At 56.3% G+C, this 18,566-nt stretch carries 17 protein-coding genes, 1 pseudogene and 1 riboswitch; of the genes and pseudogenes, 10 read left to right on the plus strand and 8 right to left on the minus strand.

Annotated elements, in window-relative coordinates; genetic code table 11:
- Positions 1-102: 102 nt before the first annotated feature.
- The 3 genes from ettA to bluB all read left to right on the plus strand — a co-directional run bounded on the left by ettA (position 103) and on the right by bluB (position 3,490).
- Positions 103-1,752, plus strand: a complete 1,650-nt coding sequence (gene ettA / locus BLM14_RS04720) for an energy-dependent translational throttle protein EttA (RefSeq protein ID WP_099998323.1) — start codon at positions 103-105, stop codon at positions 1,750-1,752.
- Positions 1,753-1,869: 117 nt separating this feature from the next.
- Positions 1,870-2,478: an MOSC domain-containing protein gene (locus BLM14_RS04725; RefSeq protein ID WP_100001037.1), complete on the plus strand. Its 609-nt coding sequence runs from the start codon at positions 1,870-1,872 to the stop codon at positions 2,476-2,478.
- A gap of 26 nt (positions 2,479-2,504) precedes the next feature.
- Positions 2,505-2,691: riboswitch (cobalamin riboswitch) on the plus strand.
- A 46-nt stretch (positions 2,692-2,737) separates the two neighbouring features.
- Positions 2,738-3,490: a 5,6-dimethylbenzimidazole synthase gene (gene bluB, locus BLM14_RS04730; RefSeq protein ID WP_099998324.1), complete on the plus strand. Its 753-nt coding sequence runs from the start codon at positions 2,738-2,740 to the stop codon at positions 3,488-3,490.
- Here bluB and BLM14_RS04735 read toward each other — a convergent pair.
- Positions 3,423-3,740: a DUF2293 domain-containing protein gene (locus BLM14_RS04735; RefSeq protein ID WP_099998325.1), complete on the minus strand. Its 318-nt coding sequence runs from the start codon at positions 3,738-3,740 to the stop codon at positions 3,423-3,425. The genes bluB and BLM14_RS04735 overlap by 68 nt on opposite strands.
- Positions 3,741-3,870: 130 nt before the next feature.
- On the opposite strand from BLM14_RS04735, the gene BLM14_RS04740 reads away from it, so the two are divergent.
- Both BLM14_RS04740 and metF read left to right on the plus strand, forming a co-directional pair.
- Entirely contained in the window at positions 3,871-4,878 is a 1,008-nt protein-coding gene (locus BLM14_RS04740) for an ArsR/SmtB family transcription factor (protein WP_099998326.1), read from the plus strand.
- Entirely contained in the window at positions 4,878-5,804 is a 927-nt protein-coding gene (gene metF, locus BLM14_RS04745) for a methylenetetrahydrofolate reductase [NAD(P)H] (RefSeq protein ID WP_099998327.1), read from the plus strand. Before BLM14_RS04740 ends, metF begins: the two co-directional genes overlap by 1 nt.
- A gap of 504 nt (positions 5,805-6,308) precedes the next feature.
- On the opposite strand, the pseudogene BLM14_RS04750 reads toward metF, so the two are convergent.
- Positions 6,309-7,209: pseudogene (locus BLM14_RS04750) on the minus strand (DMT family transporter).
- Between the two features lie 184 nt (positions 7,210-7,393).
- Here BLM14_RS04750 and BLM14_RS04755 point away from each other — a divergent pair.
- From BLM14_RS04755 to BLM14_RS04765, 3 genes are all read left to right on the plus strand, one after another.
- Complete coding sequence (locus BLM14_RS04755) at positions 7,394-8,623, plus strand: alanine racemase (RefSeq protein WP_099998328.1); 1,230 nt, start codon at positions 7,394-7,396, stop codon at positions 8,621-8,623.
- Positions 8,624-8,985: 362 nt separating this feature from the next.
- A complete protein-coding gene (locus BLM14_RS04760; RefSeq protein ID WP_099998329.1) occupies positions 8,986-9,978 on the plus strand; it encodes a glycerophosphodiester phosphodiesterase family protein in 993 nt (330 codons plus the stop codon).
- A 146-nt stretch (positions 9,979-10,124) separates the two neighbouring features.
- On the plus strand, positions 10,125-11,408 hold the full coding sequence (locus BLM14_RS04765) for a glycerophosphodiester phosphodiesterase family protein (protein ID WP_237143516.1): 1,284 nt from the start codon (positions 10,125-10,127) through the stop codon (positions 11,406-11,408).
- Positions 11,409-11,480: 72 nt separating this feature from the next.
- Here the strand turns inward: BLM14_RS04765 and BLM14_RS04770 are convergent, their stop codons facing one another.
- The gene (locus BLM14_RS04770; RefSeq protein ID WP_099998331.1) at positions 11,481-12,695 is read right to left on the minus strand and encodes a lytic murein transglycosylase; all 1,215 of its coding nucleotides are present in this window, start codon (positions 12,693-12,695) and stop codon (positions 11,481-11,483) included.
- Positions 12,696-12,811: 116 nt separating this feature from the next.
- Complete coding sequence (locus tag BLM14_RS04775) at positions 12,812-13,630, minus strand: glycoside hydrolase family 25 protein (RefSeq protein WP_099998332.1); 819 nt, start codon at positions 13,628-13,630, stop codon at positions 12,812-12,814.
- A 191-nt stretch (positions 13,631-13,821) separates the two neighbouring features.
- Between BLM14_RS04775 and BLM14_RS04780 the strand changes: the two genes are divergently transcribed.
- Both BLM14_RS04780 and BLM14_RS04785 read left to right on the plus strand, forming a co-directional pair.
- Positions 13,822-14,322, plus strand: coding sequence for a hypothetical protein (locus BLM14_RS04780; RefSeq protein ID WP_099998333.1), 501 nt, complete (start codon positions 13,822-13,824; stop codon positions 14,320-14,322).
- A 126-nt stretch (positions 14,323-14,448) separates the two neighbouring features.
- Entirely contained in the window at positions 14,449-15,471 is a 1,023-nt protein-coding gene (locus BLM14_RS04785; protein WP_099998334.1) for a Tle-like phospholipase domain-containing protein, read from the plus strand.
- Positions 15,472-15,480: 9 nt separating this feature from the next.
- Here the strand turns inward: BLM14_RS04785 and BLM14_RS04790 are convergent, their stop codons facing one another.
- The 4 genes from BLM14_RS04790 to BLM14_RS04805 form a co-directional block, all read right to left on the minus strand.
- Positions 15,481-16,137 (minus strand): class I SAM-dependent methyltransferase, encoded by a 657-nt coding sequence (locus BLM14_RS04790; RefSeq protein WP_099998335.1) that lies wholly within the window; start codon positions 16,135-16,137, stop codon positions 15,481-15,483.
- A 5-nt stretch (positions 16,138-16,142) separates the two neighbouring features.
- A complete protein-coding gene (locus BLM14_RS04795; protein WP_099998336.1) occupies positions 16,143-17,396 on the minus strand; it encodes a BtaA family protein in 1,254 nt (417 codons plus the stop codon).
- A gap of 210 nt (positions 17,397-17,606) precedes the next feature.
- Complete coding sequence (locus tag BLM14_RS04800) at positions 17,607-18,044, minus strand: MarR family winged helix-turn-helix transcriptional regulator (RefSeq protein WP_099998337.1); 438 nt, start codon at positions 18,042-18,044, stop codon at positions 17,607-17,609.
- A 15-nt stretch (positions 18,045-18,059) separates the two neighbouring features.
- Entirely contained in the window at positions 18,060-18,566 is a 507-nt protein-coding gene (locus BLM14_RS04805; RefSeq protein ID WP_099998338.1) for a GNAT family N-acetyltransferase, read from the minus strand.

The raw sequence follows: 18,566 nt of genomic DNA on the forward strand, positions 1-18,566 counted from the left end.
ATGTCCGAAATAAGCGCCTATGCATTGCCACCCGCGCCCCTTTCGCCTACATACGGCGCAAATTCAGTCCCTAAAATCCCGAACATCGGAGTGACGCGCGTTATGGCACGCCAATTCATTTATCATATGGCCGGCCTGAACAAGGCATTTGGAACCAAGAAGGTTCTTGAAAACATTCACCTTTCCTTTTACCCGGACGCCAAGATCGGCATTCTCGGCCCCAACGGTGCCGGTAAGTCGACGATCCTGAAGATCATGGCTGGTATGGACAAGGAATTTACCGGTGAAGCCTGGCTTGCCGAGGGTGCGACCGTTGGCTATCTGGCGCAGGAGCCCGCACTTGACCCTACCAAGGACGTGATGGGCAACGTTATGGACGGCGTTGCCGACAAGAAAGCCATCCTCGATCGCTACAATGAAGTGATGATGAACTATTCCGACGAGACCGCCGACGAAGGCGCGAAGTTGCAGGATATCATCGATGCCAAGAACCTGTGGGATCTGGAATCCCAGGTCGAAATGGCGATGGAAGCCCTTCGCTGCCCACCCGGCGACAGCGAAGTGACCAAGCTTTCGGGCGGTGAGCGCCGCCGCGTGGCATTGTGCCGCCTGCTGCTGTCGCAGCCCGATCTGCTGCTCCTCGACGAGCCGACCAACCACCTTGATGCCGAAACCACGGCCTGGCTGGAAAAGCACTTGCGCGAATATGCGGGCTCCGTCCTGCTGATTACGCATGATCGCTACTTCCTCGACAATGTGACCGGCTGGATTCTCGAACTCGATCGCGGCCGCGGCATTCCGTATGAAGGCAATTATTCGGCCTACCTTGGTGCCAAATCCAAGCGCATGCTGCAGGAAGGCCGCGAGGATGACTCGCGCCAGAAGGCACTTGAGCGTGAGCGCGAGTGGATTTCCGCCAGCCCCAAGGCACGTCAGGCAAAGTCGAAGGCGCGTATCAAGGCCTATGACGCGCTTGTCGATGCTGCCAACAATCAGCGTCCGGGCGATGCCCAGATCCTTATTCCGGCGGGCGAGCGTCTCGGCCAGGTCGTGATCGAGGCGGAAAACCTCACCAAATCCTTTGGTGATCGTGTTCTCATCGAGAACCTCACCTTCAAATTGCCGCCCGGTGGCATTGTCGGCATTATCGGCCCCAACGGCGCCGGCAAGACCACCCTGTTCAAGATGATCACCGGTCAGGAAAAGCCGGATTCCGGCTCGATCCGCATCGGTGATACCGTGCATCTCGGCTATGTCGACCAGAGTCGCGATCATCTGAAGGCGGACAAGAACGTCTGGGAAGAAATCTCGGGCGGCAATGAAATCATCAAGCTCGGCAAGCACGAGATGAATTCGCGTGCCTATGTCTCGGCCTTCAACTTCAAGGGCGGCGACCAGCAGCAGAAGGTCGGCAATCTCTCCGGCGGTCAGCGTAACCGCGTGCATCTCGCCAAGATGTTGCAGGCCGGCGGCAATGTTCTGCTGCTCGACGAACCGACCAACGATCTCGACACCGAAACGCTGGCGGCGCTTGAGGATGCCTTGGAAAAATATGCAGGCTGCGCCGTGATCATCAGCCATGATCGCATGTTCCTCGATCGTCTGGCGACGCACATCCTTGCATTCGAGGGTGACAGCCATGTGGAATGGTTCGAAGGCAATTTCGAGGACTATGAGAACGACAAGATCCGCCGCCTCGGCCCGGACAGCGTCAATCCGAAGCGCCCGAGCTACAAGCCGTTGACGCGCTGATTTTATTGGGAGGGCGGCAACGCCCTCCCATCATCATTTTTGACGGACCCATCAGGCTTATTTGCTGGTTTTCACGGTCGATTTTTTTAAAGTACGGCGGATTTCATGGAGCGCGCAATGACTGATCTGTTTGCAACCAAAACCGAGATACTTCCTGCCTGCAAGATCAGCGGACGGGTAAGCGGGCTGTTCGCGGCCCTCGCAGGGGATTTTGTCACGACGCCGGCAAGTTCGCTCGAACTGACTTTCGACGGGATTGTTGGAGATTATCACGCTGGGCCGACCCGCAAGTCCGGCGGACGCGAGCCCTGGTATCCGCGCGGCACCGAAATGCGCAATGAACGACAGCTTTCCATTCTCGCATCGGACGAGCTTGAAGAAGTTGCTACGGGCATGGGATTGCCTGAACTCAAGCCGGAATGGATCGGCGGCAATATGGTCGTTGGCGGTGTCCCGTCGCTGTCGATGCTGCCGCCGCGCACGCTGCTGTTCTTCGAGGGCGGCGTGACGCTGAGGGTCGACGGCCAGAACGCACCTTGCAAAATAGCCGGGCGCTCCATCGGCGAACACGCCGAGACAGCGGACCACACCACCACGGCGCTGGATTTTGTACGGGTGTCGAGACGCCTGCGCGGGATCGTCGCCTGGGTTGAGAAACCAGGTATTATTCGCACCGGCGAAAAGGTTGATGTGCGTGTGCCCGAGCAATGGATTTATCAGCCTTGAGGCTTGCACCAGAGAATTTTCTGTGGCGAATAGATTGAAGGTCCGGTGCCTGCCGATTGATGAGATCGCGGGAGAATCGGGAAGCCGGTGAAAATCCGGCACGTGCCCAACGCTGTAAAGGGGATGGGCCGCGCAGATGCCACGGATGTGTCCGGAAGGCGCGCGGTTCAGATGAACCTCAGTCAGAAGACCGGCCGGACCTTATAGCTCAAACCGCGCGGACGGCGGGGAGGGTTTCAAGCGTTGTTGGGAGCAAACAATGCACGATGTTTCCTATGGTCCGGTCACTGCCGCTGGCTTTTCGGATAATGAGCGCGCCGCGGTCTACAAAGCCATCTACACCCGGCGCGATGTGCGCGACCAATTCCTGCCGCGCGCGATCCCTGGCGACGTATTGATGCGGCTGCTCAATGCCGCGCACCACGCGCCATCGGTCGGCTTCATGCAGCCGTGGAACTTCATCGTCATTCGTGATGAGGTTCGCAAGACCGAAGTGCACCGCGCTTTCACTCGCGCCAATGAGGAAGCGAAAGCGCTGTTCGCCGATGAACGGCAGGCGCTCTATGCTTCGCTGAAGCTCGAAGGCATCCTCAAGGCGCCGATCAATCTTTGCATCACCTGCGACCGGACGCGCGGCGGCAAGGTTGTGCTTGGCCGCACGCATAACCGGCAGATGGACGTCTACAGTACGGTTTGTGCTGTGCAGAACCTTTGGTTGGCGGCTCGTGCCGAAGGCATCGGTGTCGGCTGGGTCAGCATCTATCATGATCAGGATATGCGGCAGATCCTCGGTATTCCGGATCATGTGGAGATCGTCGCCTATCTGTGCATAGGCTACGTCGATCAGCTTTATGATACGCCGGAGCTTGAAAAGCGTGGCTGGCGCAACAGATTGCCGCTGCGCGACCTCATCTTCGAAGAAGGCTGGCAGGGCGATACCGATATCAGCTCGGGTCTTCCTCGTCCGGATCCAGCAAGCGGGTTGCGCGCCACTCTGTCAGCTTCCGATTGATCGCATCGAGCACAAAAAAACGGGCCGAATCCTTGTCATAGCCCTCGTCGCGCAAGGCGTCATAATCCGTGTGCTGGTGGCGGACATGGGCGACGGCAGCGAGCCAGACGGCGATGGGGGGTGGCAGGCTTCTCATGTGGGGTGCGCCTGCCGCTGCGCGGATCGGCTCCGAATCCGAATAGGGAACCGCCGGGAGAAGCAGCGTCAGCGCTTTGTTGATAGCGCGCTGGCGGTTCGTACCTGTGCTCATGCGGATTCCTTCAGACCGATTCTTCAACCTATTTCAGACACGGCAAAATTTGTCGTCAACAGCAAAAAGAAACTTGCCAAAACCTTGTTTCTCACATAAACATATCTTTATGTCTTTTGAGGATAAAACGATGGACAAGCGCGATCTCAACCTAGACCTGATGGTCGATACGCTGAAGGCAGCGGCCGAGCCAAGCCGCTTGCGCATCCTGGCGTTGCTGTCGCGCGGCGATCTGACAGTTTCCGACCTTACGTCCATTCTCGGCCAGTCGCAGCCGCGCGTATCGCGCCATCTCAAGCTGCTGTTCGAAGCAAGCCTTATCAACCGCTATCAGGAAGGCTCCTGGGCCTATTTCCGTCTGGCGGATTCCCTCATCGTCGGGGACATCGCGCGTTCGCTGCTGGATCGTCTCGATTGCTCCGATCCCTTGCTGGAGCGCGACCTTGAACGTCTTTCCTCGGTGAAATTGCAGCGCCGCGAACGCGCGGCCGCTTACTTCAGCGCCAACGCCACAAGCTGGGACGTGATCCGCTCGTTGCACGTGCCGGATGGGGCCGTGGAAGACGCGCTCCTGAAGATTGTCGGGCGCAAGCCATTCCAGGCCATGCTCGATGTCGGTACGGGTACGGGACGCCTGCTGGAACTCTTCTCGCCGCTTTATGTGCGCGGCGTTGGTATCGACATTAATCGCGACATGCTGACCATTGCCCGCTCCAATCTGGACAAGGACGGCATTACCAATGCGCAAGTGCGCCATGGCGATGTTTATTCACTCCCGGTTGATCGGGAATCCTTCGATCTTGTGACCATTCACCAGGTCCTGCATTTCCTTGATAATCCGGCGGAAGCAATTCGCGAGGCGGCGCGTGCGCTGCGCGCAGGCGGTCGAATGCTGATCGTGGATTTCGCTCCGCACGAACTTGAGTTTCTGCGCGACAGCCATGCGCATGTGCGTTTGGGCTTCAGCGATACGCATATGCGTGACTGGCTTACCGAAGCCGGTCTGATGCTCGAGGAAAGTCTGGAACTTGAGCCGAAAGACAAGGACAAACTGACTGTCAAATTGTGGCTGGCACGCGACCCACGCCTGCTGATTGCCGATCCCGCTTTAACCTCCCGCGTCACGGAGAGTGTATGATGAGTTTTTTCCGCCAATCACGCCGTCCCGATCTTGGTACCAATATCCGGGTTTCGTTCGAATTCTTCCCGCCCAAGACCGAGGTCATGGAAGAGCGGCTTTGGGAGACCGTGACGCGCCTCGCGCCGCTCCATCCTGAATTCGTGTCGGTGACTTATGGTGCGGGCGGATCGACTCGTGAACGCACTGCCCGTACCATCAAGCGCATCCTCACGGAAACCGATGTCAATGCGGCGGCACACCTGACCTGCGTCGATGCGACGAAGGAAGAGGTGGATACCGTCGTGCGCGAGTTTGCCGCCATGGGCGTCAAGCGTTTTGTCGCGCTGCGCGGCGACCCGGCGGGGGGTGTCGGTGCTCACTACAAGCCAACTGCCGGTGGCTATGAGAACGGCGCCGATCTGGTCGCTGGTCTGAAGGCTTTCGCCGATTTCGACATTTCCGTCTCCGCCTATCCGGAAAAGCATCCGGAGAGCCCGGATTTTGCCACCGACATCGATATGCTGAAGCGCAAGGTCGACAATGGTGCGACGCGGGCGATCACGCAGTTCTTCTTTGAAAATGACCTCTATGAGCGTTATGTCGAAAAAGTGCGCCGCGCTGGCATCTATATTCCCATTCTGCCGGGGATACTGCCGATCCACAATTTCACGCAAGTGACCAATTTCTGCTCGAGGGCGGGAACACATATTCCCGGCTGGCTTACAGAACGATTTGACGGTCTCGAAAACGATCCGCAGACGCATCAACTGGTTGCGTCAGCCGTCGCTGCCGAACAGGTGCTCGACCTCGTTGAGCGGGGCGTACAGGATTTCCATTTCTACACGATGAACCGGGCCGATCTCGCCTTTGCCATCTGCCACCTGATTGGCATCCGCCCGGGCAGCGCCGCGCTAGAGGCGGATCTTGCCGGGGCTGCCGCCTGATAACATCGTACGGCGCCCTGAAATGGGAAACGGCCCGATTGCTATAACCGGGCCGCTCCATTTTATTTCATTCTGATAACGGTCTGAGACCATCTCCGTAGCGTTGACATTAGTTCAGGGTATTAGTCCTACGACCATTGCTCCAATAAATGCGAACGCTGCACAGATCATAAGGACATTCATCGATCGAGTTAGTCCCATCGCTTGTCTCCTGCAGTTAACCGATTTAGCATAGCGCAAATTTGCCACAGAAAAAGCCTAATTATTACCGATGTGTGACATTGCGGGTAGAAAAATTTTGCCTGAGAACCATAAGTTTTTGAAATGAAACAGATTTATAGTAGCAAAAAAATTCTAAATTCACGATAAAATGTTCAAGACGCGGGTATATTTTTGCACCGCACAAAAACCTCATCCACAACTTGCTTTTACCATGTTCTGCCATAATCCCGCCAGGATTAAGCCGCGCATTTTGAGCTATGGAGCGAGCGATTATTGAAAACTTTAGGCTTTTTGCCGTTTTTGCAGAGCATTGAGAAAACGCCCATCGATAATCAGCAAGCCAAAAGCGATCAGCGCCATGCCAAGGAAATCGTGGGCTGCCAGCCGCTCGCCGAGAAAAATTGTTCCAAGAAGTATGGCGCTGACCGGAACGATCAAAGTCACGAGCGATGCATTGGTTGCTCCAGCTGCCCGGACGATAGAAAAATACAGGATATAGGCGAAAGCGGTCGATAGAAGGCCAAGGCCGAGAATGGCTGAACAGACGCCAGCATCGATGCTCGCCACATCGGGAATGCCATCGTATAAGAGTACGGCAGGGATCATGATCAACGTGGATGCGGTCATTTGACCGGTGGATGTTACGGTCGGCGGCACACCCTTTGAACCGCTTGGCGAGGATTCCGGCAAAGGCATAGGAGAGGGTTGCGGCAATCACAGCCAACTCCGCCCAAAGCGGACCACCCAGGCCAGTCAAGACACCGGGTCCGATCATGACGACAAGTCCGAATATGCCGAGAAGAATGCCGCTCAGTTTGTTGACGGTGACCTTTTCGTCCACCGTAAATATGGCTGCGACCACAACCGTCCAGATCGGTGTGGTTGCATTGAGGATCGACTCGACGCCGGCGCCGAGGACTGTCTGGCCAATGAAGAGCAGCGAGAAGGGGATGACGTTCATCAGCAGCCCCAGCCCCGCGAACTCGAGTGCATACTGCCGGTAATCCCAGAACCGGATGCCGCGGCTGAGCAGGTAAAGCTGCAAGGCCAGCGCAGCTACCGCTACACGAAACAGAACCAGTGTCAGCGGCGGTACAACCTGAACCGCAATACGTGCAAAGAAGAAGGATCCACCCCAGATTGCACCGAGCAAAAGCAACTGCAACCAGGCAAAACCGGTCATTGCGAGGGGATTCGCTGTCGTCGTCTCAGCAGTAGACACAGATCACAATCCTTTAAGAAAAACGCAGCGGAATAACCTACTTACCGTCGCTGAGGTATAAAGCCACCCGATTCCTGCCACAAGAAATCGACTTTCGCCTGTCATCCGTCCTTGGTAAGAGTTTTCCATGACGCAGAACAAAACGATGCAACGATTCGCCTCGGCCCGTGAAGCAGCGCTCACCCTGCGGCCGGATCAACCCGTTTATTGCTTTCGGCCGCAAGTTCTGGTTGAGGACGCGCATCAGTTCAGACAAATGTTTCCGGGCGAGACTGCCTATGCGGTCAAGACCAACGGCGAACATCTCGTACTCGATACGCTGGCGCGCAATGGCATCAACATATTCGATGTGGCGTCACCCGGTGAATTTGAGGCGGTGCGCAAGGTCGCTCCGAAGGCGCAGATGCTCTATATGCATCCGATCAAGGCGCAGTCGGATATACGCCTCGCACTCGAAACCTATGGTATTCGCGTTATGGCCGTCGACCATGAGGATGAGATCGCGAAGGTGACGCGCATCGTCCGGGCGCTCGATATCGATCCGGGAAGTATTACGCTCTATGTGCGCCTGCAGACCAAAGGGCATGCAGCCTACGAATTGTCCAAGAAATTTGGTGCAGCACCTGCCCATGCAGTCGAGCTGCTGCAGCGGACCCATAAGATAGGCTATAATGTCGGCCTGTGTTTCCACGTAGGCAGCCAGATCGAGGATCCCGACACCTATGAGCGCGCCTTGAGTTCGGCGGACTGGGTGCGTAACCGCGCGGGTGTACCGCTGGCTGGCCTTGATGTCGGTGGTGGCTTTCCCGCAGAGTATGGGCATGACCCCAAGCGCAAGCATGTGGAAATGCCTTCGCTCGGTCAGCTGATGTCGCGGCTGCGCGGTGACATCAAGGAGTATGGCTTTGGGGACTTGCCGCTGGTGGCGGAGCCGGGCCGTGTCATCGTCGCGCGCGCTTTCTCGCTGATCGTGCGTGTGCTCTTGCGCAAGGGCAGGCGGCTTTACATCAATGACGGTATTTGGGCATCACTCTCGGATTCATGGACTGGCAAGATAACGTTGCCTGCCCGTTTCATCCCCGATCCCGCCAAGAAACATCGCAATGGCGATCCAAAGGCGATCGTGCCGTTCAAGGTCTGCGGGGCAACCTGCGACTCCGTCGATATACTGTCGCGCCCGTTCTGGCTGCCGGAAACGGTCGATACCGGGGACTGGATCGAGATCGGCCATATCGGCGCCTATTCGCTGTCGTTGCGCACCCGCTTCAACGGTTTCTATCCCGATACTTTTGTCGAGGTAGAGACACCATTCGATGCGGGCGATCGGCCCGAGGGTTTTGCCTCGCTTGAGACGATGGCCTACACTGAGCTTTAGTTCTTCGCCCCTCATGGAAATGCAACCGCGTCATCGATATATGGCGAAATATATCTGTCATGAAAGGATTGTATCGACATCAATATTCTAAATGAGAGATATATTGATGAAAATTGTTACTAATACTTTAGTCTTATTTGTCGTTATTTATTTGCGCCTGTAGCGGTAGTGATTCAGCCGCGCCGGGGAGCGATACATCTGACAATACCTTTACCGGCGAGAGCGAATTGCCGAAGGTGACAGCCCTCCCGCCAGCGGTTACGCCCTCAAACAAGGCAGTTGTCTTACCTCCGCAGACCAATACCAAACTGCAAGACCTCGGACCGATCGTGTGGCCTTTACCATTGCCAAAAGCTGACACAATGGCCATACAGGTCGGTGTCAGACCCTACTTTCTGGTCGATGACATGAACGACGGGGACTTGAAGACCAAGCTCAAATCCTGCGCGGATGGGCCCTTCAAACGGACGGATTTCGCTATCGCCCATCGCGGCGCGCCGTTGCAGTTTCCCGAACATACAAAGGAGGGCTATCTTGCCGCGATAAGGATGGGCGCGGGTATTCTTGATTGTGATGTGACTGTCACCAAGGACAAGCAGCTCGTCTGCCGCCACTCGCAATGTGATCTCAACGATACAACGAACATTCAGTCCACAAATCTCAAGGGTAATTGCACAGGCGGTACATGCTGCACATCCGACATCACGCTTGCGGAATTCAAGAGCTTACGGGGAATGATGGAGGCACCTAAAAAGGCTTGGCGCACAGATCTTTACGCCACCCGGAGCGGCACGTTGATGTCCCATGCGGAGTCGATTGCCCTGTTCGATGCGGCGGGTGTCAAAATGACGCCGGAGCTGAAGAATTTGGAAAGGTCAATACCAGGCTATAGTCTCGGTGATTACAGACAGCAGGTTGTCGACGAGTACAAAGCGGCCAAGATCGATCCGTCCAGGGTGAGTATACAATCCTTCGATCTTGCTGATGTGCGCTATTGGATCAAGAATGAGCCGGACTTCGGCAAGGGCGCATCCTATCTTGTCAAGACTCTTCCAGCTTCTACCGGTTTTGGAAGCCTTTTTGCACAAGGCGTCAGGACGATATCCTTCAGCTTGGATGGTCTTGCGCCACTGACGAACGACAAATACGTCCCGACGGCAGCTGCTCTTGCCGCAAAAAAGGCCGGATTTGAACTTGTCGGCTGGACAATGGAGCGCGACGGAATGCCCAACAATACGGGTGATATGACTTTCGGCAGGATGGATGTGCTCGCCAAGGAAGTTGGCGTGAAGGGCGTATTCTCTGACTGGGTGGGGACGACAAGCTATTATGCGAGCTGCATGGGACTGAAATAGGGCCCCGCCTTGCGTTGTCGATGATGGAGGATAGATCGCTCCTCCATCATCCCATTAAAATGCAGCCTGGTCATCAGTGTATCGCGAAATATACCTGTCATAAAGGTATTGTATGAGTATCAATATTTTCAAAGAGAGATATATTGATGAGAATTGGTACTAATACTTTAGTTTTATTTGCCTTTGCTGTCATGATATCCGCCTGTAATGGCAGTGATTCAGCACCAAAGAGCGATGTATCCGACAGTACCTTTGCCGATAAGAGTGACCAGCCGAAGCCGACCAATACCAAACTGCAGGACCTCGGACCGATCGTGTCGCCTGTGCCTGAAGTGGATCCGCGTGCTGTTGCGCCACAGGCCGTCCAAGCTGGCACCAGGCCATACTTTCTGGTCGATAGCATGAGCGATGGGCCATTGAAGACCAAGCTCAAATCCTGCGCCGATGGGCCGTTCAAGCGGACGGATTTTGCCATCGCGCATCGCGGTGCGCCGTTGGAATTTCCCGAACACACAAAGGAGGGCTATGAGGCGGCCATCCGCATGGGTGCGGGTATTCTTGAGTGCGATGTGACCCTTACCAAGGACAATCAACTTGTCTGCCGTCATCAGGAATGTGATCTCGCTCTAACGACAGATGTTCTGTCCAATCTGGAACTTGCAGCAAAGTGTTCTATTCCTTTTACGCCCGCGCAAAGTACGAAAAAAGCCTCTGTATCCTGTTGCACATATGATTTCACCCTGGATGAATTCCTGACACTGAAGGGAAAACTGGCAGGGTCTAACCCCGATGCAACGAAACCAACTGAATATCTGAGGAACGTATCTGATAAACGCACGGGCCTCTATTCGCGGGGCACAGTGATGAGCCACGCCCAATCGATTGCCCTGTTCGACGCGGCGGGCGTCAAGATGACCCCGGAGCTCAAAGATGTCCGCCTGGCCCCAGGTTCCACCAGGGAGAATTTCATCAAGCAGCTGATCAAGGAATACAGAGACGCCAAGATCGACCCCTCCAGGGTGTATATTCAAGCCAAGAAACTTGATGATGTACTTTATCTGGCTGCAAATGAACGGGACTTCGCCAAGGGGGCGTCTTATCTCTGGCCCCTACCTTCTTCAGTCACCGACGACAGGCTGGCAGACCTTTACAAGCAGGGTGTCAGGACAATATCGTCAGCCTGGGAAAATCTTACGGATATCGACAAAACAACCAAAAAACCCATTCCTTCAAAGGCTGCACTTGCTGCAAGAAAGGCCAGATTCGAGCTGGTTGGCTGGACAATGGAGAATGACTACTGGCTCACGAAAAATGGTGACGATGTCTACGAAATGTTGGATGTGCTCGCCAAGGATGTTGGCGTGAAGGGCGTATTCTTCGACTGGGTGGGAACGACAAGCTATTATGCGAGCTGCATGGGCCTGAAATAGGGCCCCGCCTTGCGTTGTCGATGATGGAGGATAGATCGCTCCTCCATCATGACACAGCAAGACAGCGCCGGATCAAAGCTTGCCAAGGAGTTCCGGCGTTGGCCATGAATCGGCAGGCAGTCCAAGACGGATTTGCTCCTCACGGACTGCATCGCGGGTGAGAATACCGAACACGCCATCGATCTTTGGGCCCATGTCGTGGCCGCGCGCTGCAAGCTTGTTCTGCAATTCCTTCATCTGCTCCGGATTGAGACCGACTTCAGGATTTGTCGGCTCTAGGGGGCCTGCGCCGGCAAGGCGTGTAGCGAAATAGGCGGCCGTCGTCGCGTAAATGATGGACTTGTTCCATTCGACGAAGATGTCGAAATTCGCATAGGACAGGAAAGCTGGCCCCTTGCGGCCCATCGGCAGCAGCAGCGATGCATCGCCGTCATCGGGACCGAGTGGTCCCTTCATGCCGGTCACGCCCCATTCGGCCCATTTGGAGTGGGGCAGGCGGTTGGTACGGATGGCGTTTTCCCAAGGCAGTTCTCGGCTGAGCTTTACTTCCTCCAGCCATGGCTGGCCTTTGCGCCAGCCAAGATCGTGCATTACGCGTGCAGCGGTCATGATCGCATCGGGTGCGCTGTGTTTCAGGTCGACCTTTTCATCGCCATCGCCATCGACACCGCGCTCAAGATAGTCTGAGGGGAGCATCTGCATCTGGCCGATTTCACCGGCCCAGGCGCCGGTCGTCTTGGCATCGACAACGCCGCTGTCGAAAAGCTTCAAGAGCGCGATGAGCTGCGGGCGGAAGAGTTCCGGCCTGCGGCAATCAAACGACAGGGTCAGGAGGGCATTCAGCGTATCAAAATCGCCCTGGACAGCACCGAAATCGGTTTCCAGGCCCCAGAAGGCGGCGATAACAGGGCCGGGTACGCCATACTCGGCTTCGGCCCTGGCAAAAGTGTCGGCATATTTCTTGAGGTTCGCGGCGCCCTGTTTCAAACGGTAGTCTGACACCATGCGTGACGAGAACGTCAGGAAGGTCTGGTTAAACACGCCCTGGGCACGATCGCGCTCGAGCACCTTGTCGTCCATTGATGCCTTGAACAGCTCGCTGATGCCCTTGTCGGTAACCCCGGCGGCCTTTGCCTCGTTGATCAGGCCGTTGAACCATGGCTCCAGTTCGCCGCCACAGGCGGGCTTTGCGATTACCGGTTGCGGTGATGCCACCTGGTCCAGTGCATGAGCGGTGCTGGACATTGCAAGAAGGCTGGCGGCAAGGGCAATCGATAATTTGTTCATTAGGGAAATCTCGTTGATACGGGCGTACCAAGAGGTACGCGAGCTTTCCTTGCTAATGCACGAATATGACGGGGAGGTGAAGTCAAAGATTTGCGAGAAAAGGCCGGGTTTGAGCTTTATCGCACCTTGTTGCGCACCAGCCACTGTTTCCAGGCGCCTTCGTTGCCCGCAAAGACATTGATGTCCGCATCGCCGCGAATTCCGGGGATTGCTCCGGTTCCGGTATATTGCCAGAACGTCCAGGGATGCGGCCCGTATCTTTCATCGGGATGGCCGGCAACGGAGCGCAGCCAGAACGGATAGCCGACAAACTGCCTCAGATCATTGTCATCGAAGAAATCGACGGTCGTATAGATGATCGGACGCTTGCCGTAGTGGCGCTCCAGAATATCCATGAAGGTGCGCATTTCGCTGCGGACGACCGCGGCATTGGGCCTGAGCTTGCATGTCGGAGAGGCGGCATTCCACTCCATGTCGAGAACGGGTGGCAGCGCACCCGGATCATTCGGGACATGCTCGATGAACCAGCGTGCCTGTTCCTTGGCAGTGCGGCAGAAATAGTAGAAATGATAGGCGCCGCGCGGGATACCGGCGGCGCGGGCCGCCGACCAGTTCTGGGCGAAGCGGTCATCGAAGCGGTCGCCACCTTCGGTTGCCTTGATGAAGACAAAGGAAATGCGGCTTGCGCGAACGGTCTGCCAATCGACCGTGGATTGATATTTGGACACGTCCGTTCCATGGATCGGGTAGCGCCATGGCGCCTTGCCGGTCCAGTCGTGCGGATCTCTGTCGCCAAAACGTGGCGCACTCACATTACCGGATGGCGCGGCGATCTGCTGGACGGCAGAGGGACGTTTTGCATCCGAGAAATCGTAGTCAACTGTCGTGCAGCCGGTCAAAAGTAGGGTCAGCAAGCTTGCTGCAAGACGTTTCATGAGGGCGGTCCGTATTTGAATCGTGGCGGGGCATCTGGTGCATCATACTGATGCGTCATTATGCTTAACAAATTGCGTTTGCCATCTCATAGCTGCGAATTTTTCGCTGCGTTGCCAGATTTGTGTCCGGATGCTTGTACCACCCAGATGCGCTATTCTTTCACCAGCATTACAAACTGGGAGGAACGGCAATGAAGATGATCGCGCTGCTGGCACCGATCCTGACGGGCTTGTCGCTGCCGGTTCCCACAAACGCGCTCGACGTGAATGCACCGGTTGATCCCGCACGCTGCCAGCACGCATTGGACGGCTTTGACCGCGCTGTAAACAACTACACGGCGGCGAAGTTCGCCCTGGACCGGGCCATACAGCTTCTCGGATCGGCGCGCTATGCCAGTCGTGTCGGGAAGATGAAGATCGACTTGGCAAGCAGGCAAGACGATGTCGACGCTGCCCTTTCTCCGTATATCGAATCGATTGGCCCAGCATATGGTGCGGTTGTGCTGCTCAACGCCAGCTGTAGCACCGATGCAGTCAAGCAGATGGGACAAATGCTCCCTGATGCTCGCTTCGAGAAGAAGGTGGATGAATATATCTCCAAGTTCCTGCGTGGCGGCGCCGACAAATTTGCCGACGATCAGATGGCCGACATCAAGAAAATGTTCGACGATATGAAGGCAAGACAGAAATGAGAACGTTGGCGCGTCCCTGTCAGTTATTTGCTAGCTGCAGGATTTTCTGAGCCATGCTACGCGTTGCAACGGAGTTTGAGATGCACGGGCTGCGGCACGGCCATTTGATCGGTCAGGGGACACGGAATGATCAGAAGACTTGGCTTGCTGGTTCTTCTCGTTGGGCTTGTCGCCTTTGCCAATGTATTTTTCGCGTCGTGGGTGACGATCAACCGGGACGATCTTGGAATTTCCGTCGGCCAGTCCGGACGTTGCATCCGGCCGACAATCCCCAGCTTCTGGCGGAATTACCGGGGCTTTCCCGATTATGACAATGAGCTGATTTCCGATTATTTTGGCGTCTATGCGGCTTATGCCTCAAACGTCTACCGGCCCATTCCACGCGAACGTTTCGATTTGCAACCCGACTATTTCGGCTGGGCTCCGCAAGGCGAACCAATTGTCAGGCCGGGTGGTTTCTATGCCGAACTTTACTATCGACGCAGCGCGGATCGCCTTTCGGTGATGATGGTATTCCGAGGGAAAGACAGTGCTACAAGCATCACTGACCTCATTAGCGAAAACACCTATTTCACCCAGATGATCAATCCCTGGGATCAATACCGTACCGCGCGCAAGGAGTTCGCGAAGATCCGAAAGGAAGCCCAGACAAATGCGGGCGAGCTTCCGGTCGAGTATTTCATGGTTGGCCATGGACTAGGCGGCGGACTTGCCCGTCATATGGCGGCAGCTTTCCCATGCACGGCCGCAATCACCTTCAACTCGACCTTTGTTTCCAACAACCGGCGTCTCGCGGAACCTTATGACGGGCAGGTGGTGGATCTCTTCGCCGACAATGATCTTCCTTCAAGGCTGGCGATCCTGTCCAATCCACGTGCGTTCTTCCGCGTTTCGCGCACGCACCAGTGGTATCGCGTGCGCAATGCCGGGAATTTTGCCGGTCCGCAGGGCATGCAGAAGGCGGCCGTCGCGATGGCACGCATACCGGCGATGTGCCTGCTTCGCACGGATTGCGAATTGAAACAGCGCACAAGCGGCGATGCGGCTGAGCCCAATCCGCAGAACGCACGTTCGGCAGCCGATATGTCCGTGCTGTATTGCCTGGCGGGTCCCAATTCAGAGGGCTCAAAGAGCGATCTGTGCAAATAGCAGTTCCGGTCAGGCTTTGCGGCGAATGACTGAAATCCAGGCGAAGCCGCGATAAAGCCGCTGGGCTTCGGTTTCTGTTTTAGACTCGACCGCAATCACATCAGCCACGTCGAACAGATCGTTGCGAGGGGTGACGTGGTACCATTCGAGCCATGTATAGAGTGCGGTTTTGCTGAAGCCGGGCAAATCTCTCAAATCGCCGAAATCGACGACGTGCAGTGCGCCGCCGGGTGTGAGATGGCTCACGGCTTCGCGCATCACCGCCTGCCATTGCGGGATCATGGACACGGCGTATGAGATGAAAATCCGGTCGAACTGGCGCCGCCCGAAAAGTGCTTCCGGGTCGAAATCCGCGGCATCGGCATAGGCGAGGTGCGCGCGTTTGCCAAGCCCTGCCGCAGCGATCTTCTTACGAGCCGTGGCGAGCATTTCATTCGAGATATCAATGCCGTAGAGCGAAGTCTTGGGATAGGCCTCTCCGGCCAGCACCAGATTGCGGCCGGTACCGCAGCCGATTTCAAGAATGCTGCCTCTTTCCGGCGGATTGAGGCCCGCGATCATCGGATCACGGCCGAGGAGGTAATATTTGCGCGTGGCATCATAGAAATGGCGCTGATGCCGATAGACCCGATCCATCAGCCGCCCATGTTCAATCTTGGCAAACATCGAGATCAGTCCTTGAGCAGATAAAGGTGAAACCCGCCATAAATCGATGAGCGGTCGCGATCGTGAAGCGCGAGGGATGCCTCTTCCTGGTAATCCCAGCGCTCCAGCAGGGCATCGTCGATGCGGCCTGGCAGGATGGTCGGTTCAGCTGCTGTGCGGAAAATGACGCGCGCGCCGGGCGCTGCGGTCCGGCTGATCTCACTCCAGAGCTCACCCAGCTGCGTATCGTTCATCCAGTCCTGCGCATCCAGAAGGATGAACCGGTCGACAGATGCACTGGGCTTGGCGGCGAGAAATTCGGTCAGGGATGCATTGACCACGCTCATTCGCCCGGCGCGGTCGCGCACGGTGGCAAAATTGCTGCGGGACAGATAGGGCGGCAAGGGGCCGGTTTCGGCGTTGTCGCTGTAGCCACGCCCGAATGCCTGCCAGGCAAAATAGTTTTCCGAAAGCGGGAAGCCGCAGGCAAGTTTCTCCAGGCGGCCACGCAGGACTTGCGCCATATTACCATTTCCGGCGGTCGCCAGCGCGTCGTACTGCTGCGGCGGAATGCCGAGGCCGAACAGCGAGGATTTGCGCTTCGTTGCCCAGCGGATCATCCGCTTGTCGAAAAGTGGGGCGAGGGAGCGGTCGAAATAGGCGCGCTGCTCTTCCATGGTAGATGCCTTGAGGAGGTCGCGCGGATCAATGCCATAGAGCTTTGCCACGCGATGTCCCATACCGATAAACACGCCGAGCAGGCCGTGACGATAGAGGTCGCGCGAGAAGATGGTGATGCGGCGCCGGCCGGACAACATGCGCTTTTCCCAATAGGCGCGGCTGGTCGCATCCAGATGCGGCTGGATGAAGCGCTCATAGGCAGCAAGGTTGGTCTTGTCGTCGGCTGTGCCATAAAAGCGGTAGAAGGCATCGTAATTGGGCAGGTTGGCAACCGCAGCCAGTTTAAGCCGGTTGAAGGCAACATGGGCCGTATTGAGATCGACGGCCTCGACGCTCGCCGGATCCGCAGTCAGATATGACATCGCGTTGCAACCGCCGGATGCGATGGTGACAATGCGATGGCCGGCGCGGATCTGCAGCGCTTCCATATCCACTTCGGGATCTTCCCAGATTTGCGGATAGACCAATCCCTTGAAGACGTGAGCGAAAAGGCGCTCGGATAATCCAGCCCGCGACAGAAGCCTGTTTTGACGAACAGCCTTGTTGAGCTTCTCGTTGCGCGGAAGAGGGGTACTTCTGGATTGTCTAGCAAGCGGCATCTAATCGAATCCCCTTTGTTGGAAATTCCTACCCGCCTACCATCCCGATGTAACAAATGGGTGACGTTGAAGGTTGAAGAACTTCGCGAGTTGATTCAACTCCTACGGGCAAATGCTTGATCAACCTCGTTCGCGCTATGTGACAGTCTTGCGATGAAAAGTAATCGAATTCCCGTAATTCCTTGTTTTTTCCGCTTTTCCGGCTGGCAGTTAACTGAGATCGTTGATCTTGCGATTGACGGTGCGCAGGACTTCAATCGCGTTCAAAAGTTCCTTTTCATCCACATCCTGGAGGATTTCAGCGCGAAGGGCTTGAGCCAGCCGATTGACTTCCTCGGCGAGATCGAGGCCGAGCGCGGTTATGACAATCTGTTTGGCGCGCCGGTCTCCCTCGACCGCGCGGCGCTCGATCAAGCCCTGCTTCTCGAGACCGTCGAGCAAGCGCACCATGGTTGGTGTTTCAATTTCGAGTTCTTCCGCCAGTTCTTTCTGGTTGAGTACTCCAAGGCGGCTCAAAAGCACGAGCGTTTTTGCCCGTGCCAGGGTCAAGCCGAGCTTCTTGACGCGGGCGTCAAAGAGGGTGCGCAGCTTGCGGCTGGCTTTGCCGAGCTCATCGACGAACAGGTTATGCGGTGTTTGATGGGGCATATCGTAGCTATAGCGTCAGCGCAGCTCGAGCCGCAACAACTCATCGTCGTAGGATTGGCCGTCAATGCGCAACGAGTCCTTTTCGAAGCCGTAGACAGTAAAGCCGAGGCTGAGATAAAGCGTTCGCGCCGACACGTTCGCCGCGGTGACTATGGCGTTCAGCGTGTCGACATGAAGGCAGGCGTGATCGATAACAGCCTGTGTCAATCGTTTTCCGAGGTTATGGCCACGCCATTCCGGATCAACAAAGACGCCCCAGAGCGACCCTTTGTGTCTCTCCTTCAGCGTAGCGTTAATCGCGAAACCCGCCACGCCGACAAGTTTTTCATCGGCGAAGGCACCAAAAACCGCATTCGGCCTAGCGTCGAGACGCCGGCGGACCTCCTCTACGCTGCGATCCACTTCCTCCTCGTAGCTTGAACCGAACGCCTCCGGCACGGTGCGCAAGCCACGCAGCCGCAGTGCCTGGAAGCTTTCGGCGTCACTCCCAATGAGCATTCTGACAGGAATGGCAGCGTTCAT

The sequence above is a fragment of the Phyllobacterium zundukense genome, from assembly GCF_002764115.1.
Classification (GTDB): Bacteria; Pseudomonadota; Alphaproteobacteria; order Rhizobiales; family Rhizobiaceae; genus Phyllobacterium; species Phyllobacterium zundukense.

Bases quoted from the DNA above. Each gene is read 5' to 3' on its own strand.
- ettA (WP_099998323.1), top strand. From the start codon at position 103: ATGGCACGCCAATTCATTTATCATATGGCCGGCCTGAACAAGGCATTT.
- bluB (WP_099998324.1), top strand. From the start codon at position 2,738: ATGCACGATGTTTCCTATGGTCCGGTCACTGCCGCTGGCTTTTCGGAT.
- BLM14_RS04800 (WP_099998337.1), bottom strand. From the start codon at position 18,044: ATGCCCCATCAAACACCGCATAACCTGTTCGTCGATGAGCTCGGCAAA.
- BLM14_RS04735 (WP_099998325.1), bottom strand. From the start codon at position 3,740: ATGAGCACAGGTACGAACCGCCAGCGCGCTATCAACAAAGCGCTGACG.
- BLM14_RS04790 (WP_099998335.1), bottom strand. From the start codon at position 16,137: ATGTTTGCCAAGATTGAACATGGGCGGCTGATGGATCGGGTCTATCGG.
- BLM14_RS04780 (WP_099998333.1), top strand. From the start codon at position 13,822: ATGAAGATGATCGCGCTGCTGGCACCGATCCTGACGGGCTTGTCGCTG.
- BLM14_RS04770 (WP_099998331.1), bottom strand. From the start codon at position 12,695: ATGAACAAATTATCGATTGCCCTTGCCGCCAGCCTTCTTGCAATGTCC.
- metF (WP_099998327.1), top strand. From the start codon at position 4,878: ATGAGTTTTTTCCGCCAATCACGCCGTCCCGATCTTGGTACCAATATC.
- BLM14_RS04765 (WP_237143516.1), top strand. From the start codon at position 10,125: ATGAGAATTGGTACTAATACTTTAGTTTTATTTGCCTTTGCTGTCATG.
- BLM14_RS04725 (WP_100001037.1), top strand. From the start codon at position 1,870: ATGACTGATCTGTTTGCAACCAAAACCGAGATACTTCCTGCCTGCAAG.
- BLM14_RS04740 (WP_099998326.1), top strand. From the start codon at position 3,871: ATGGACAAGCGCGATCTCAACCTAGACCTGATGGTCGATACGCTGAAG.
- BLM14_RS04755 (WP_099998328.1), top strand. From the start codon at position 7,394: ATGCAACGATTCGCCTCGGCCCGTGAAGCAGCGCTCACCCTGCGGCCG.
- BLM14_RS04775 (WP_099998332.1), bottom strand. From the start codon at position 13,630: ATGAAACGTCTTGCAGCAAGCTTGCTGACCCTACTTTTGACCGGCTGC.
- BLM14_RS04795 (WP_099998336.1), bottom strand. From the start codon at position 17,396: ATGCCGCTTGCTAGACAATCCAGAAGTACCCCTCTTCCGCGCAACGAG.
- BLM14_RS04785 (WP_099998334.1), top strand. From the start codon at position 14,449: ATGATCAGAAGACTTGGCTTGCTGGTTCTTCTCGTTGGGCTTGTCGCC.
- BLM14_RS04805 (WP_099998338.1), bottom strand. From the start codon at position 18,566: ATGAACGCTGCCATTCCTGTCAGAATGCTCATTGGGAGTGACGCCGAA.
- BLM14_RS04760 (WP_099998329.1), top strand. From the start codon at position 8,986: ATGGCCATACAGGTCGGTGTCAGACCCTACTTTCTGGTCGATGACATG.